Origin of the sequence: Nocardioides sp. 503 (assembly GCF_004522095.1) — a bacterium.
GTDB lineage: Bacteria > Actinomycetota > Actinomycetes > Propionibacteriales > Nocardioidaceae > Nocardioides.
Genome location: NZ_SPUI01000002.1, coordinates 397,764 through 411,700, shown reverse-complemented (window position 1 = coordinate 411,700; position 13,937 = coordinate 397,764). Strand labels below are relative to the sequence as shown.

The window sequence follows — 13,937 nt, the reverse complement described above, 5'->3', positions numbered from 1 at the left end:
ACCAGATGCTGGGATCCATGCGGCTATGGACACTCACGCCGGGCGCGATAGGTTGACCGTCACACCACTGTCACACCGTCGTCACCGAGATTGAGGGAGACCCCCATGGTCGTCCAGGCCTACATCCTGATCCAGACCGATGTCGGCAAGGCCGCCGAGGTCGCCAAGTCCATCGCGGCGGTCAAGGGCGTGACGCTGGCCGAGGACGTCACCGGCCCCTACGACGTGATCGTGCGCGCCGAGGCGCGCAACGTCGACGAGCTGGGCAAGCTGGTCGTGGCCAAGGTGCAGACCCTCGACGGGATCACCCGCACGCTGACCTGCCCCGTCGTCCACATCTGAGGCGCTGAGCTGAGTCACCTCCGCCGTCCCGTACGACGCCCCGTGGCCCGCTGGGCCCGGGGCGTCGTCGCGTCCGCCGGCGCCGTCGTCCTCATGAGCACGCTCGCCGCCTGCAGCGGCCCGCCCGAGGTCGAGTCGGTCGACCTCGGCGAGGCCGACGCGGCCGCGTGCCGGGACTTCGTCGACGACCTGCCTGGGAGCCTCGCCGGCCTGGACCGGGTGGACGTGGAGCCCGACGACGCCCTGGGCGCGGCGTGGGGCGACCCGGCGATCGTGGTCACCTGCGGGGCCGCCGAGCCGAAGGACTTCGACGAGGTCACCTGGGCCTGCCAGGAGGTGGAGGGCGTGGGCTGGTTCGGCGACCCCTCGCTGATCGAGGCGGGCAACCAGGACGAGGACATCACCGTGTGGTCGCTCACCCACTCGCCGCTGGTCTCGGTCCGGATCCCGTCGGACTACCGTCCCGACGGCGTCCCTGACGCGCTGGCCGGCGTCGCGACACCGCTCGCGGCCGACCTGGACCTCGTCGAGCCCTGCCTTGCTCCCCCGGACTGAGGCTCAGCGCAGGCCGGTCTCGCGCGCGAGCGCCAGGCGGAGCAGCCGGTCGACCAGCGCCGGGTAGTCCAGCCCGGTGGCGGCCCACATGCGCGGGAACATCGACAGGGGGGTGAAGCCCGGCATCGTGTTGAGCTCGTTGACGACCAGCGAGCCGTCGGGGCGCACGAAGAAGTCGACGCGCGCCAGGCCCTCGCAGCCCACGGCGGTGAAGGCCTGGGCCGCCAGCTCGCGCAGGCGGGTCGCGACGTCCTCGGGCAGGTCGGCCGGGACGTCGAGCTCGGTGTGCTCCTCGGGGAGGTACTTGGCGGCGAAGTCGTAGAACTCGTGCTCGCCGGTGATCCGGATCTCCGCAGGCACGCTGGTGTCCGTGCCCCCGTCGAAGCGCTCCAGGACCCCGCACTCGACCTCGCGGGCGCCCTCGGCGGACACCTCGAGCAGGACCTTCGGGTCGTGGACGAGCGCGTCCTCGAGCGCCTGCGCGAGCTCGGACTCGTCGTGGATCTTGGAGATGCCGATGCTGGAGCCGCCCCGGGCCGGCTTGGCGAAGAGCGGGTAGCCCAGCTCCGCCGCCCTGTGGCGTACGGCGGACGGCGCGTCCGCCCACTCGCGCGCGGTGACCGTGATGCTCGGCATGAGCGGCAGCCCGGCGGCGCCCAGGACGACCTTCATGTAGGCCTTGTCCATGCTGACCGCCGAGGCCAGCACGCCGGCGCCGACGTAGCGCACCCCTGCCATCTCGAGCATCCCCTGGATGGTCCCGTCCTCGCCCCACGGCCCGTGCAGCAGCGGGAAGACCACGTCGACCTCGCCGAGCGTGCGAGGCGGGCTGGAGGGCTCGGAGACGACCAGGTCGGTCGCACCGGCCGCGCGGGACAGCGCCACCGGCGCCAGGTCGCCGTCGACGCTGGGCAGCCGGTCGGCGCCCTGGATGCGCAGCCGCTCGGGGTCACCGCTCTCGAGGACCCAGCGACCGTCGGGGGCGATCCCGATCGGGACGACGTCGTAGGCGTCGCGGTCGATGGCGGCGAGCACGCTGCCGGCGGTCACGCACGAGATCGCGTGCTCGCTGGAGCGCCCGCCGAACACGACGGCGACGCGGGGCTTGCGCTCGGGGGTGGGGGCGTTCATCGCGTCGACCCTAGTCTCCTACGCTTTCGCCATGCCCGAGGACTCGCCCGACCTGCAGCCAGCCACGATCGCGGTCACGGCGGGTCGCCCCCCGCACGTCCCCGACCAGCCGCTCAACACCCCGATCACCATGACGTCGACCTACGTCGCCGGCGGGCAGCTCGAGTACGGCCGCTACGGCAACCCCACGTGGGCGGCGTTCGAGGAGGCGCTCGGAGCCCTGGAGGGCGGGCGCTGCCTGGCGTTCTCCAGCGGCCTGGCGGCTGTCAGCACGGTGCTCGACCTGGTCGCCCAGGGCGGCAAGGTGGTCGCCCCCGCGCACTCCTACACCGGCACCCTGCTCCAGCTCGCCGACCTCGAGGCCCGCGGCCGCATCACGACCGAGCTGGTGGACATCACCGACACCGCGGCCGTCGCCGCCGCCTGCGTCGACGCGGCCCTGGTGTGGTTCGAGTCGCCCACCAACCCCGCGCTCGAGATCGCCGACATCGCGGCGATCGCGGAGGCCGCCCACGAGCACGGTGCCTACGTCGTCGTGGACAACACCTTCGCCACTCCCCTGCTCCAGCAGCCGCTCGCCCTCGGCGCGGACGTCGTGGTCCACTCGGCCACCAAGTACCTCGCCGGTCACAGCGACGTCCTCATGGGCGCGGTCGTCACCGCCGACGACGAGCTCCACGCCGTCCTCAAGGGCCGTCGCGACCTCCTGGGCGCGATCCCCGGCACGTTCGAGACCTGGCTGGCCCTGCGCGGCCTGCGCACGCTCCACCTGCGCGTCGAGCGCTCCCAGGCCAACGCCACCGAGCTGGTCGCCCGGCTGCGCGAGCACCCCGCGGTCGCCGAGACGCGCTACCCCGGCTTCGGCGGGATCGTCTCCATCGTGCTCGCCGGCGAGGCGCTCGCCGCCGACCTGCTCGTGCAGAAGACCCGGCTGTGGGTGCACGCCACCAGCCTGGGCGGCGTCGAGTCGACGTTCGAGCGGCGGCGCCGCTGGAAGGCCGAGCCGGTCACGATCCCCGACGGCCTCGTCCGCCTGTCCGTCGGCGTCGAGGACGTCGAGGACCTCTGGCGCGACCTGGCGCAGGCGCTGGACACGCTGGTGCCCTAGGCGCTCAGTCGGTCTCTGCCTTCGTGTCGCGGGCGATGAAGGCGTCGACCATGTCCTTGGCGGTCATCGTGCCGGCGACGACGGCGTCGACGTGGTGGGCGACCGGGGCGTCGACGCCGGAGCGCTCGGCGAGGGCGAGCAGGGAGCGGCAGGACTTGGCGCCCTCGGCCACCTGACGGGTCGAGGCGACGATCTCCTCGGTGGTGAGGCCCTGGCCGAGCTTCTCGCCGAAGGTGCGGTTGCGCGAGAGCGGCGAGGAGCAGGTGGCGACGAGGTCGCCCAGCCCGGCCAGCCCCATCAGGGTCAGGGGGTTGGCGCCGAGCTTCATGGCCAGGCGCGCGGTCTCGGCCAGCCCGCGGGTGATGACCGAGGCCGTCGTGTTGTCCCCGAAGCCCAGGCCCACGGCCATGCCGACCGACAGCGCGACGACGTTCTTGTAGGCGCCACCCAGCTCGCAGCCGAGCACGTCGACGCTCGTGTAGGGGCGGAACGCCGCGGAGTGCACGCGGTTCTGCAGCATCCGCGCGACCTCCTCGTCCTCGCAGGCGACGACCGACGCGGCGGGCTCGCGGCGCGCGATCTCCTTGGCGAGGTTGGGCCCGCTGATGACCGCGATGCGCTCGGGGCCGGCGCCGGTCACCTCGGCGACGACCTCGCTCATCCGCTTGAGGGTGCCGAGCTCGACGCCCTTCATCAACGAGACCATGACCGCGTCCTTGCCGACGTACGGCGCCCACTCGACGAGGTTGTCGCGCAGCGACTGCGACGGGACCGCCAGCACGACGACGTCGGCGCCGGCGAGGGCCTCCTCCGGGTCGTGCGTGGCCGAGACGGTCGGCGGCAGCTGGATGCCCGGGAGGTAGTCGATGTTCTCGTGCTGGTCGTTGATGCTCGCGCAGACCTCCTCGCGACGGCCCCAGATCGTGACGTCGTTGCCGCCGTCGGCGAGGACGATCGAGAAGGCGGTGCCCCAGGACCCCGCACCGAGGATCGCTACCTTGTTGCTCACGCGTCGTCCTTCTTCCGGGGGTTGCCGGTCGGCCTGATGCCGGCCCTGCGCATGTCGAACCGCTCCGCGGGTGCTCGCCCGCCTCGGACATCCTCGACCAGGGTGGTGATCGCCGCCATGATCCGGTCGGTGGCCTCCTGGATCACGTGCTGGTCCCGCGGCCGGTCGAGAAGGTCGGTGAGGTCGACGGGGTCCCCCACCTTCATGGTGATCCTCTTGCGCGGGAACACGTCGGGCTTCTTCGCGTAGGGGTAGAGGATCTCGTGGGCGCCCCACTGCCCGACCGGGATCACCGGGCAGCCGGTCTCGAGCGCGATCCGTGCCGCGCCGGACTTGCCGGTCATCGGCCAGAGGTCGGGGTCCCGCGTGAGCGTCCCCTCGGGGTAGACCACGACGCACTGCCCGTCGCGCACGGCGGCGACGGCGGCGTCGAAGGCCCCGGCCGCGTTGCGGCTCATCCGCTCCACCGGGATCTGACCGGCGGAGCGCAGGAAGGCCCCGAGGGCGCGGTTCCTGAAGAGCCCCGACTTGGCGAGGTAGTGCGGGATCCGGCCGTGGTCGTAGACCAGGTGCGCGGCGGTGAGGGGGTCGAGGTGCGACACGTGGTTGAGCACCAGCACGCAGCCGCCCGACTCGGGCAGCTTGTCGCCGTCGATCCACTCATGGGTGGTCGTCGCCAGCAACGTGGGCTTCACGATGAGCACCGCGAAGCCGAACGCCCAGCCCCGCCTCTCCTGCAGCTTGCGCACACGAACCTTCACGGGAGCACGCTACTCGCCGCCGTGACGAGCACCACGTGTCGTCCGGTGTCGGCGCCTGACAGGATCGTCGGGTGGCCCCGTCGTACGTCGTCGTCGTGCCGGTGAAGTCCCCCGCACTCGGCAAGTCGCGCATCGTCGGTCTCGACGACGCTCAGCGACGGGGGCTGGCCCGCGCGTTCGCCCTCGACACCGTGGCCGCCTGCCTCGCCTGCGAGCGCGTCGCCGAGGTGCTGGTCGCGACCGACGACGCGGCCTTCTCGCGCGAGTTCGCCGCCCTCGGCTGCGCGACCGTCCCCGACGGCGACACCAGCGACCTCAACGCCGCCCTGCGCCAGGCCGTCGCGGAGGCGAGGCGGCGCTGGCCCGACCTCCTTCCGGCCGCGCTGCTCGCGGATCTGCCGGCCCTGCGGCCCGAGGAGCTGGACCTCGCACTCACGTCGTTCGTCCCGGACGGCCCGTCGTTCGTCGCGGACGCCGAGGGGACGGGCAGCACGCTCTACACCGCGCCGTACGACGAGTTCGACCCGCACTTCGGCGTCGACTCGAGCCACGCCCACCAGGTGTCGGGCGCCCTGGGGCTGCGGCTGGAGCTGCCCACGCTGCGCCGGGACGTGGACGACCTGGACGACCTGCGTGAGGCGGTCACCCTCGGGGTGGGCGTCGAGACCGCGCGGATGGTCGGCGAGCTCGGCCTGACATGACGACGGGCCGCCCTCCCGAAGGAGGACGGCCCGGTCGGTGACGCCAGTGGGTCAGGACTTCTTGGCAGCGGCCTTCTTGGCCGGCGCCTTCTTGGCCGCGGCCTTCTTGGCCGGAGCGGCCTTCTTGGCGGGGGCCGCCTTCTTGGCTGCGGGTGCCGCCTTCTTGGCCGGGGCGGCCTTCTTCGCGGGAGCGGCCTTCTTGGCGGGGGCCGCCTTCTTGGCTGCGGGTGCCGCCTTCTTGGCCGGAGCGGCCTTCTTCGCGGGAGCCGCCTTCTTGGCCGGAGCGGCCTTCTTGGCGGTGGTCTTCTTCGCCGGAGCGGCCTTCTTGGCCGGTGCCGCCTTCTTGGCCGGAGCGGCCGCCTTCTTGGCCGTGGCCGCTGCCTTCTTGGCAGGAGCGGTGGTCGCGGCGACCGTCAGCTTGGGCAGCTTCTTGGCGCCCGAGACGACGTTCTTCAGGTCCGCGCCGGCGCTGAACTTCGGCACCGCGGTCTTCTTGGCCTTGATGCGCGCACCGGTCTGCGGGTTACGGACCCACCGAGCCTCGCGGATCCTCTTCTCGAAGGAGCCGAAGCCCGTGATGGCGACCTTCTCGCCCTTGGCGACCTCACGGGTGATCGTGTCCAGGACGGACTCGAGCGCGTGCGAGGCAGCCTTGCGGTTGCCCTCGTAGCGAGTGGCGAGTGCGTCGATGAGCTGTGACTTGTTCACTAGCTTCCCTTCCAATGAACTGGTGTCGAGACATTTGCTCGACTTTCATCAACGCACGCTAGGCATCCGTGAGCGCTCCCACAATCACCACGCCGACGAACCGCCCACCTATTTTTCGCGACGTTTTCCCAGGTCGAGGGCATTTCCCCTACCGCTGACGGGGAAACGCCCTCGACCTATTGCGGCAATGCGCGAGTTATCCCTTACCTGCTTGGGATATCGAGCATTCCGCTCGGGTGCTTACCTCTCCAGGAACGCGAGCAGGTGACGGTTGAGCTCGTCGGCGTGACTGACGTTGAATCCGTGGGGCCCGTCCTCCACGACGACGAGCTCGGCGCCCGAAACACTGTCAGCGGTGCGCTTTCCAGACACCTCGAACGGCACGATCGCGTCCGAGTCGCCGTGGATGACGAGGGTCGGCACGGCGATCGTGGCGAGGTCGGGGCGGAAGTCCGTGGTGGCGAAGGCCGTGATGCAGCCGACCAGCCCGGCGTCCCCGGCCTCGGCCTCCAGGGCCAGTGCCTGCTGCCGCTGCTCCTCGGTGACCTTCAGCTCGCCCTCGGACGAGAAGAACCCGGTGGTGAACCCCTCGAGGAACGCCTCACGGTCGGTCGCCGCTCCCTGGAGCATGTCCTGCACGTCCTTCTCCTCCAGGCCCCCGTCGGGGTTGTCCTCGGTCTTGAGGAGGTACGGCGGCACGGCGCCGGCGAACACCGCCGAGCGGATCCGCCCGTCGCCGTACGTGCCGAGGTAGCGCGCCACCTCGCCGCCGCCCATCGAGAAGCCGACGAGGGTGGCGTCGGTGAGGTCGAGCCCCTCGAGCACGCCGGCCAGGTCGGCGGCGAACGTGTCGTAGTCGTAGCCGGTGTCGGGCTTGTCGGAGCCACCGAAGCCACGACGGTCGTAGGTGACGACGCGGTAGCCGGCGTCGGTCAGCGCGGGCACCTGCTCGCTCCACGAGGCGCCGCTGAGGGGCCAGCCGTGGATGAGCACGACCGGGCGGCCCGCGCCCCCGGAGTCGGTGTAGCTGAGGGAGATGCCGTGGGAGTCGAGGAGGGGCACGGTGAGGCCTTTCGTCCGGAGGGTGTGCTTCCTCGGACGATTCGACACCCCGCGGTCAAACGGATGTCACCTGTGCGGGTGAACGGGTGGTGTCAGCCGGCGTGGATCGTGGCCGGCTTCCAGCGCGGGCGCTGGGCCTCGTAGGACGTGATGTCGTCGGCGTGCGAGAGCGTGATGCCCACGTCGTCGAGCCCCTCGAGCAGCCGCCAGCGCGTGTAGTCGTCGATGTCGAAGGAGTCCTCGATCGCGTCGGGTCCCTCACCGGCGCGCACCGTGCGCGACTCGAGGTCGACGGTGACGACGGCGCCGGGGTTCTCCTCGAGGTGGTCCCAGAGACGCTGGACGACCTTCTCGTCGACCTGGGCCGCGAGCAGGCCAGCCTTGCCGGAGTTGCCGCGGAAGATGTCGGCGAAGCGCGGCGAGATGACCGCCTTGAAGCCGTAGTTCTGCAGGGCCCACACCGCGTGCTCGCGCGACGAGCCGGTGCCGAAGTCGGGCCCGGCCACGAGCACCGAGCCGGCGGCGTACGCCTCGTTGTTGAGCACGAACGTCGGGTCGTTGCGCCAGGCGCTGAAGAGCCCGTCCTCGAAGCCGTCGCGGGTCACGCGCTTGAGGTAGACGGCCGGGATGATCTGGTCGGTATCGACGTTGCTGCGGCGCAGCGGGACGCCGACGCCGGTGTGGCTCGAGAACTTCTCCATGGTCAGTTGCTCCCTACGGCGACGGGCTCGAGGTCGGCGGGCGAGGAGAGGGTGCCGCGCACGGCGGTCGCCGCGGCGACCGGCACCGACACCAGGTGCGTGCGGCCGCCCTTGCCCTGGCGACCCTCGAAGTTGCGGTTGGACGTGGACGCGCTGCGCTCGCCCGGGGCCAGCGTGTCGGGGTTCATGCCCAGGCACATGGAGCAGCCCGCTCCGCGCCACTCGGCGCCGGCGTCCTTGAAGATCGTGTCGAGGCCCTCGGCCTCGGCCTGGAGGCGCACGCGCACCGAGCCGGGCACGACGAGCAGGCGGGTGTCGGGGGCGACGGTGTGGCCCTGGATGATCTCGGCGGCCAGGCGGAGGTCCTCGATGCGGCCGTTGGTGCAGGAGCCGACGAAGACGGTGTCGACCTTGACCTCGCGCATGGGGGTGCCGGCGTCCAGCGCCATGTACTGCAGGGCCTTCTCGGCGGCGACCCGGTCCTGGGCGTCCTCGAAGTCCTCGGGACGGGGCACGGTCGCGCCCAGCGGGACGCCCTGGCCGGGGTTGGTCCCCCAGGTGACGAACGGCGTCATCTCGCTCGCGTCGAGGACGATCTCCTCGTCGAACTGCGCGTCCGCGTCGGTGACGAGCGTCTTCCAGTGCGCGACGGCGGCGTCCCAGTCGGCACCCTTCGGCGCCTCGGGACGACCCTCGATGTAGTCGAACGTCGTCTGGTCCGGAGCGATCATGCCGGCCTTGGCACCCCACTCGATGCTCATGTTGCAGACCGTCATCCGGCCCTCCATCGAGAGCTCCTCGATGGCCTGGCCGCGGTACTCGACGATGTAGCCCTGTCCACCGCCCGTGCCCGTGTGGGCGATCAGGGTGAGCACCATGTCCTTGGCGGTGACCCCGGCGGGCAGGCTGCCGTTGATGGTGACCGCCATGGTCTTGGGCTTGGCCTGCATGAGGGTCTGGGTCGCCAGCACGTGCTCGACCTCGGAGGTGCCGATGCCGAAGGCGATCGCACCGAAGGCACCGTGGGTGCTCGTGTGGCTGTCGCCGCACACGATCGTCATGCCCGGCTGCGACAGGCCCAGCTGCGGGCCGATGATGTGGACGATGCCCTGCTCGACGTCGCCGAGCGGGTGCAGGCGGACGCCGAACTCCTCGGCGTTGCGGCGCAGCGTCTCGACCTGCGTGCGGGAGACGGGGTCGGCGATCGGCTTGTCCCAGTCGACCGTCGGGACGTTGTGGTCCTCGGTGGCCAGCGTCAGGTCGGGGCGGCGGACCTGGCGGCCCGCGAGCCGGAGGCCGTCGAAGGCCTGCGGGCTGGTCACCTCGTGGATGAGGTGGAGGTCGATGTAGAGCAGGTCGGGCTCGCCCGCCCTCGATCGGACGACGTGCTCGTCCCAGACCTTCTCGGACATGGTCCTGCCCATGGCTTCCACTCCTTCGTTCCCGCTGATCCGTGCGCGCCCCACGCTACGCCTTCGTCCCATGATCTGAGACTCGGATCTCACCATTCGATACGGGCCGGGGCGAGACCAGTCTCACGACGTCGGGGCTCCCTGGGTACTTGCATCCCATCCTATGAGACGGCAGTATTGCCATATGGACAACTCTAGTGGGGTCGGCGTGCTCGACAAGGCGGCACTCGTGCTGACCGCGCTCGAGTCGGGTCCGGCGACGCTCGCGGGCCTGGTGGCCGGCACCGGCCTCGCCCGACCGACCGCCCACCGGCTCGCCGTGGCCCTCGAGCACCACCGGCTCGTGGCCCGTGACATGCAGGGCCGCTTCGTGCTCGGACCGCGCCTGGCCGAGCTGTCGGCCGCCGCCGGCGAGGACCGCCTGCTGGCCACGGCCGGCCCGGTGCTGGCCCGGCTGCGCGACATCACCGGCGAGTCCGCCCAGCTGTGGCGCCGGCAGGGCGAGCACCGCGTCTGCGTGGCCGCCGCCGAGCGCCCCTCGGGCCTGCGCGACACCATCCCGGTCGGCTCCCAGCTCACGATGCGCGCGGGCTCCGCGGCGCAGGTGCTGCTTGCGTGGGAGGACCCCGAGCGCATGCACCGCGGCCTGCAGAACGCCGCCTTCTCAGCCGCCGCCCTGTCCGGCATCCGCCGCCGCGGCTGGGCGCAGTCCATCGGCGAGCGCGAGCAGGGCGTGGCGTCGGTCTCCGCCCCCGTCCGCTCCCCCGGCGGCAAGATCATCGCCGCGGTGTCGGTGTCCGGTCCGCTCGAGCGCCTCTCGCGCCAGCCCGGCCGCATGCACGCGCCCGCCGTACTCGCCGCCGCGGAGCGGCTGTCCGAGTCGCTGCGCCGCGCCGCGGCAGAGTAGCGGCGGGGACCTCGTGGGTTGAGGAGGTCGCGCAGCGACCGTCTCGAAACCCGGTGAGGTTCGCAGGGCCTCGGCCACTGGGGCGTCCCCCGGGTCGGCATGTGTCTCACCGGGTCTCGACAGCTCCGTCGCGCGACCTGCGCTCCACTTCTGACCGGAGCGCTTCGCGCTCAGGTCAGAAGAGCGCATCCTGCTCGAGCTCGAGCAGCGTCTGCTTGCGGGCGATGCCGCCGGCGTAGCCGGTGAGGGTGCCGTTGGCGCCGATGACGCGGTGGCAGGGGATGACGATCGGGATCGGGTTGCTCCCGTTGGCCAGGCCCACCGCGCGCGACGCGGCGTTGGTGCGGCCTAGCTGCGCGGCGATCTGGCCGTAGGACGCGGTCTGGCCGTAGGGGATCCCGGCGAGCTGCTCCCACACCTGCTGCTGGAAGACCGTGCCCACGGGGGCGAGCGGCAGGTCGAACTCCTTGAGGTCGCGCTCGAAGTACGCCGTCAGCTGGCGGACCGTCTCGGCGAGGACCGGGTGCGCGTCGTCACGGGCGCCCCGCACCCGTCCGTCCGCCGGGGCGAACGGCGAGAACTCGATCGCGGTGACCGCGCCGGCCTGCTCGACGATCCGCAGCTCGCCGATGGGTGAGTCCATGGTCGTCCACATGTCAGTTCTCCTCGTTCGGGCCGGTCGTGGGCGCCGGAGCGACGGCCGGCATCAGGGTGTTCCACAGGTGCATGAGCGCGTAGGAGCGCCAGGGACGCCACGCGTCGGTGTCGGCCACGACGGCGACCGGGTCGTGGCCCAGACCGGCGAGGGCGTTGCGGACCCCGAGGTCGGTCGGCAGGAAGACGTCGGGGTGGCCGAGGGCGCGCATGGCGACGTAGTCGGCGGTCCAGGGGCCGATGCCCGGCAGGTCGAGCAGGGCGGTGCGCACGGCGTCGCGGTCGGGGCCGCGGTCCAGCGCCACCGTGCCCTCGGCGAGCGCCGCGGCCAGGCCGACGAGCGCGCGGCCCCGGGCTCGTGGCATCGGCAGCGTCTCGGGGTCGACCGTCGCGAGCGTGGCCGCGTCGGGGAAGAGGTGCGTCAGACCCGGGACGTCGGAGTCGATCCGCCGGCCGTGGGCGGCGACCATCCGTCCGGCCACGGTGCACGCGCCGACGACGCTGACCTGCTGGCCGATCACGGTGCGGACCGCCACCTCGTCACCGTCGACCTGACCCGGCACGCGCAGGCCGGGCGTCGCGCCCACCAGCGGGCCGATCACCGGGTCGTGCGCGAAGTGGTCGCCCACGGCGAGCGGGTCGCAGTCGGCGTCGACGAGCCGACGCGCGCGCTCCACCGCCGCCGCGGTGTCGCGCAGGTCGTGCAGCGCGAACGTCGCCGTCACGAACGCCGTCTCCCCCGGCTCCAGGGCGTCCTCGATGTCGAGGCGGACCGTGCCGGGACCGTGCGGGAGGTCGAGGGTGCGCGCGTACCACCCGGGTCCGGCGACCTCGACGCCCGGCACCAGGTGGTAGGCCAGGAAGGCCAGCAGCGCCCGGCCCGCGAACGGCGTCCGGACCGCCAGACGCATGGTGACGGTGCCGGTGGTCGAGCGACGACCGCGTCGGCCCCGCAGGTCGGTCGGTGAGCCGGCGTAGACCTCGCGCACGGTCTCGTTGAACTGACGGACGCTGGAGAAGCCGGCCGCGAACGCGATGTCGGCGTAGGACAGGTCCGTGGTCTCGATCAGCACCCGGGCGGTCTGAGCACGCTTGGCCCGGGCGAGTGCCAGCGGTCCGGCGCCGAGCTCGGCCACGAGCAGCCGCGACAGGTGCCGCGGGGTGTAGCCGACCCGGCGGGCCAGTCCGTCGACGCCCTCGCGGTCCACGACGCCGTCGGCGATCAGGCGCATGGCCCGACCGGCTGCGCTCGCGGCGATGTCCCAGTCGGGGCTGCCCGGAGTCGCGTCGGGCAGGCAGCGCTTGCACGCGCGGAAGCCCGCGGCCTGCGCGGCGGCGGGGCTGGGGTGGAACGTCACGTTGGCGAACGCCGGCGTGCGCGCCGGGCACGAGGGCCGGCAGTAGATCCCGGTCGTGCGGACGGCGGTGTAGAACATGCCGTCGAAGCGACGGTCGCGCGACCGCACGGCGCGGTAGCAGGACTCCGCGTCCCATCGCTCGCTCGTCTGCATGCCTCCATCATGGCCCACGCGCGGGGACGTGACTGGCGGGAATCGGACACCGGTGCGACCGCGTCGACGGCCTCACGACTTGCGGCGTTCGCCCGCGCGCCAACCAGGGGTTTGGGAGGATGGCGAGGTGGCCGACGACCGAACGCCGCCGGCCGACGAGCCGGTGACCCCGACGACGCATCGCGCGATGCACCGCACCCATCGTCGTGCGGTCGTCCGGGTGATCCTGGTGACGCACCTGGTCCTCGCGCTGCTCACCGGCGTCGGGGTCGCGGTGGCCTACCACCAGCTCAACGGCAACATCGAGGCGCTGCCCGCGATCCCCGACGAGGTCGACCGCCCGGACGCGGTGGAGGTCGAGGGCCCCAAGCAGCCGATCAACATCCTGGTCATGGGCTCCGACACGCGCGACGGGCAGGGCAACAAGATCGACGGCGAGTCCGGCAAGGGCGGCTCCGACACCACGATCCTGCTGCACATCTCGGCCGACCGTAAAGACGCCTACGGCGTGAGCCTGCCGCGCGACGCGCTGGTCACCCGCCCCGAGTGCGTGATGCCCGGCGGCCGGAAGATCCCCGGCGAGAAGCTGGCGTGGTTCAACGACGCCTTCGCCGTCGGTGGCCCGCTCTGCACCGTGCAGATGGTCGAGAAGCTCACCGACATCCGCATCGACCACCAGGTCGTCGTGGACTTCAACGGCTTCAAGGGCATGGTCGACGCGGTCAACGGCGTCGAGGTCTGCATCCCCAAGGACGTCGACGACGACGAGCACGACATCCACTTCGACGCCGGCACCCAGACGCTGACCGGTCGCCAGGCCCTCAACTACGTCCGGGAGCGCTACGTCCTCTCGGTGACCGGCGACATCGGCCGCATGAAGCGCCAGCAGGCGTTCATCGCCTCGATGATCAACAAGGTGGTCTCCGGCGGCACGCTCTCGCGCCCCGACCGCGTCTACAAGTTCCTCGACGCGGCCACCGGATCGCTCCAGCTCGACAAGGAGCTGGCCAACCTCCCGGCGCTGGTCGACCTCGCCATGGACCTGCGGACCACGGGGCTCGACGACATCAAGTTCGTCACCGTGCCGTTCGCGGAGTACGAGCCGGACCCCAACCGCCTGGTGTGGACCGACAAGGCCGACGACCTGTGGAAGCGGATCCGCAACGACCGCCCGCTGGGTCGCGAGTTCGACGGCGGCAGCGTCAGCGCCAGCGACCCGGTCGGCACTCCGGACGGCTCGCCGTCGCAGTCGAGCACGGACGCCCCCGCGAGCCCGGAGCAGACCGAGCGCGCCGAGGCCCAGGCCGAGGCCCGCCTCGAGGCCGGTCTCTGCGCCTGACCGCCTGGCCCTTCCGCCCGGCCCCGCCTCTGTGGT

At 72.0% G+C, this 13,937-nt stretch carries 15 protein-coding genes; 6 read left to right on the top strand and 9 right to left on the bottom strand.

Going from position 1 to position 13,937, the window contains the following annotated elements; translation table 11 throughout:
• Nucleotides 1-105 precede the first annotated feature (105 nt).
• Together E4622_RS02960 and E4622_RS02955 are read left to right on the top strand one after the other, a co-directional pair.
• Nucleotides 106-342 (top strand): Lrp/AsnC ligand binding domain-containing protein, encoded by a 237-nt coding sequence (locus E4622_RS02960; RefSeq protein WP_134738580.1) that lies wholly within the window; start codon nt 106-108, stop codon nt 340-342.
• Nucleotides 343-384: 42 nt separating this feature from the next.
• Nucleotides 385-897 (top strand): DUF3515 domain-containing protein, encoded by a 513-nt coding sequence (locus tag E4622_RS02955; RefSeq protein WP_134738579.1) that lies wholly within the window; start codon nt 385-387, stop codon nt 895-897.
• A gap of 3 nt (nt 898-900) precedes the next feature.
• Here E4622_RS02955 and E4622_RS02950 read toward each other — a convergent pair whose 3' ends face one another.
• A complete protein-coding gene (locus E4622_RS02950; RefSeq protein WP_134738578.1) occupies nt 901-2,028 on the bottom strand; it encodes a D-alanine--D-alanine ligase family protein in 1,128 nt (375 codons plus the stop codon).
• Nucleotides 2,029-2,059: 31 nt separating this feature from the next.
• Between E4622_RS02950 and E4622_RS02945 the strand changes: the two genes are divergently transcribed.
• Nucleotides 2,060-3,136, top strand: coding sequence for a PLP-dependent aspartate aminotransferase family protein (locus E4622_RS02945; protein ID WP_134738577.1), 1,077 nt, complete (start codon nt 2,060-2,062; stop codon nt 3,134-3,136).
• 4 nt (nt 3,137-3,140) lie between these two features.
• On the opposite strand, the gene E4622_RS02940 is transcribed toward E4622_RS02945, so the two are convergent.
• Together E4622_RS02940 and E4622_RS02935 are read right to left on the bottom strand one after the other, a co-directional pair.
• On the bottom strand, nt 3,141-4,145 hold the full coding sequence (locus E4622_RS02940) for an NAD(P)H-dependent glycerol-3-phosphate dehydrogenase (protein ID WP_134738576.1): 1,005 nt from the start codon (nt 4,143-4,145) through the stop codon (nt 3,141-3,143).
• The gene (locus E4622_RS02935) at nt 4,142-4,906 is read right to left on the bottom strand and encodes a lysophospholipid acyltransferase family protein (RefSeq protein ID WP_209021762.1); all 765 of its coding nucleotides are present in this window, start codon (nt 4,904-4,906) and stop codon (nt 4,142-4,144) included. The genes E4622_RS02940 and E4622_RS02935 overlap by 4 nt, the downstream gene beginning before the upstream one ends.
• 71 nt (nt 4,907-4,977) lie before the next feature.
• Between E4622_RS02935 and cofC the strand changes: the two genes are divergently transcribed.
• Nucleotides 4,978-5,607 (top strand): 2-phospho-L-lactate guanylyltransferase, encoded by a 630-nt coding sequence (cofC, locus tag E4622_RS02930; protein ID WP_134738575.1) that lies wholly within the window; start codon nt 4,978-4,980, stop codon nt 5,605-5,607.
• Nucleotides 5,608-5,658: 51 nt separating this feature from the next.
• On the opposite strand, the gene E4622_RS02925 is transcribed toward cofC, so the two are convergent.
• From E4622_RS02925 to leuC, 4 genes are all read right to left on the bottom strand, one after another.
• Nucleotides 5,659-6,315: an HU family DNA-binding protein gene (locus E4622_RS02925; protein WP_134738574.1), complete on the bottom strand. Its 657-nt coding sequence runs from the start codon at nt 6,313-6,315 to the stop codon at nt 5,659-5,661.
• A 240-nt stretch (nt 6,316-6,555) separates the two neighbouring features.
• On the bottom strand, nt 6,556-7,377 hold the full coding sequence (locus E4622_RS02920) for an alpha/beta hydrolase (RefSeq protein ID WP_167735957.1): 822 nt from the start codon (nt 7,375-7,377) through the stop codon (nt 6,556-6,558).
• A 92-nt stretch (nt 7,378-7,469) separates the two neighbouring features.
• Complete coding sequence (leuD, locus tag E4622_RS02915; protein ID WP_134738573.1) at nt 7,470-8,078, bottom strand: 3-isopropylmalate dehydratase small subunit; 609 nt, start codon at nt 8,076-8,078, stop codon at nt 7,470-7,472.
• Between the two features lie 2 nt (nt 8,079-8,080).
• Nucleotides 8,081-9,502 (bottom strand): 3-isopropylmalate dehydratase large subunit, encoded by a 1,422-nt coding sequence (leuC, locus tag E4622_RS02910; protein ID WP_134738572.1) that lies wholly within the window; start codon nt 9,500-9,502, stop codon nt 8,081-8,083.
• Nucleotides 9,503-9,674: 172 nt separating this feature from the next.
• Between leuC and E4622_RS02905 the strand changes: the two genes are divergently transcribed.
• On the top strand, nt 9,675-10,397 hold the full coding sequence (locus E4622_RS02905; RefSeq protein ID WP_134738571.1) for an IclR family transcriptional regulator: 723 nt from the start codon (nt 9,675-9,677) through the stop codon (nt 10,395-10,397).
• Between the two features lie 175 nt (nt 10,398-10,572).
• On the opposite strand, the gene E4622_RS02900 is transcribed toward E4622_RS02905, so the two are convergent.
• Together E4622_RS02900 and E4622_RS02895 are read right to left on the bottom strand one after the other, a co-directional pair.
• A complete protein-coding gene (locus tag E4622_RS02900) occupies nt 10,573-11,052 on the bottom strand; it encodes a methylated-DNA--[protein]-cysteine S-methyltransferase (protein ID WP_134738570.1) in 480 nt (159 codons plus the stop codon).
• Between the two features lies 1 nt (nt 11,053).
• Nucleotides 11,054-12,562: an AlkA N-terminal domain-containing protein gene (locus tag E4622_RS02895; protein ID WP_134738569.1), complete on the bottom strand. Its 1,509-nt coding sequence runs from the start codon at nt 12,560-12,562 to the stop codon at nt 11,054-11,056.
• Between the two features lie 127 nt (nt 12,563-12,689).
• Between E4622_RS02895 and E4622_RS02890 the strand changes: the two genes are divergently transcribed.
• The gene (locus E4622_RS02890; protein ID WP_167735956.1) at nt 12,690-13,901 is read left to right on the top strand and encodes an LCP family protein; all 1,212 of its coding nucleotides are present in this window, start codon (nt 12,690-12,692) and stop codon (nt 13,899-13,901) included.
• Nucleotides 13,902-13,937 lie beyond the last annotated feature (36 nt).

Coding starts and splice junctions, on each gene's coding strand:
- E4622_RS02960 (WP_134738580.1), top strand. CDS start 106: ATGGTCGTCCAGGCCTACATCCTGATCCAGACCGATGTCGGCAAGGCC.
- E4622_RS02950 (WP_134738578.1), bottom strand. CDS start 2,028: ATGAACGCCCCCACCCCCGAGCGCAAGCCCCGCGTCGCCGTCGTGTTC.
- E4622_RS02945 (WP_134738577.1), top strand. CDS start 2,060: ATGCCCGAGGACTCGCCCGACCTGCAGCCAGCCACGATCGCGGTCACG.
- leuD (WP_134738573.1), bottom strand. CDS start 8,078: ATGGAGAAGTTCTCGAGCCACACCGGCGTCGGCGTCCCGCTGCGCCGC.
- leuC (WP_134738572.1), bottom strand. CDS start 9,502: ATGGGCAGGACCATGTCCGAGAAGGTCTGGGACGAGCACGTCGTCCGA.
- E4622_RS02905 (WP_134738571.1), top strand. CDS start 9,675: ATGGACAACTCTAGTGGGGTCGGCGTGCTCGACAAGGCGGCACTCGTG.
- E4622_RS02900 (WP_134738570.1), bottom strand. CDS start 11,052: ATGTGGACGACCATGGACTCACCCATCGGCGAGCTGCGGATCGTCGAG.
- E4622_RS02895 (WP_134738569.1), bottom strand. CDS start 12,562: ATGCAGACGAGCGAGCGATGGGACGCGGAGTCCTGCTACCGCGCCGTG.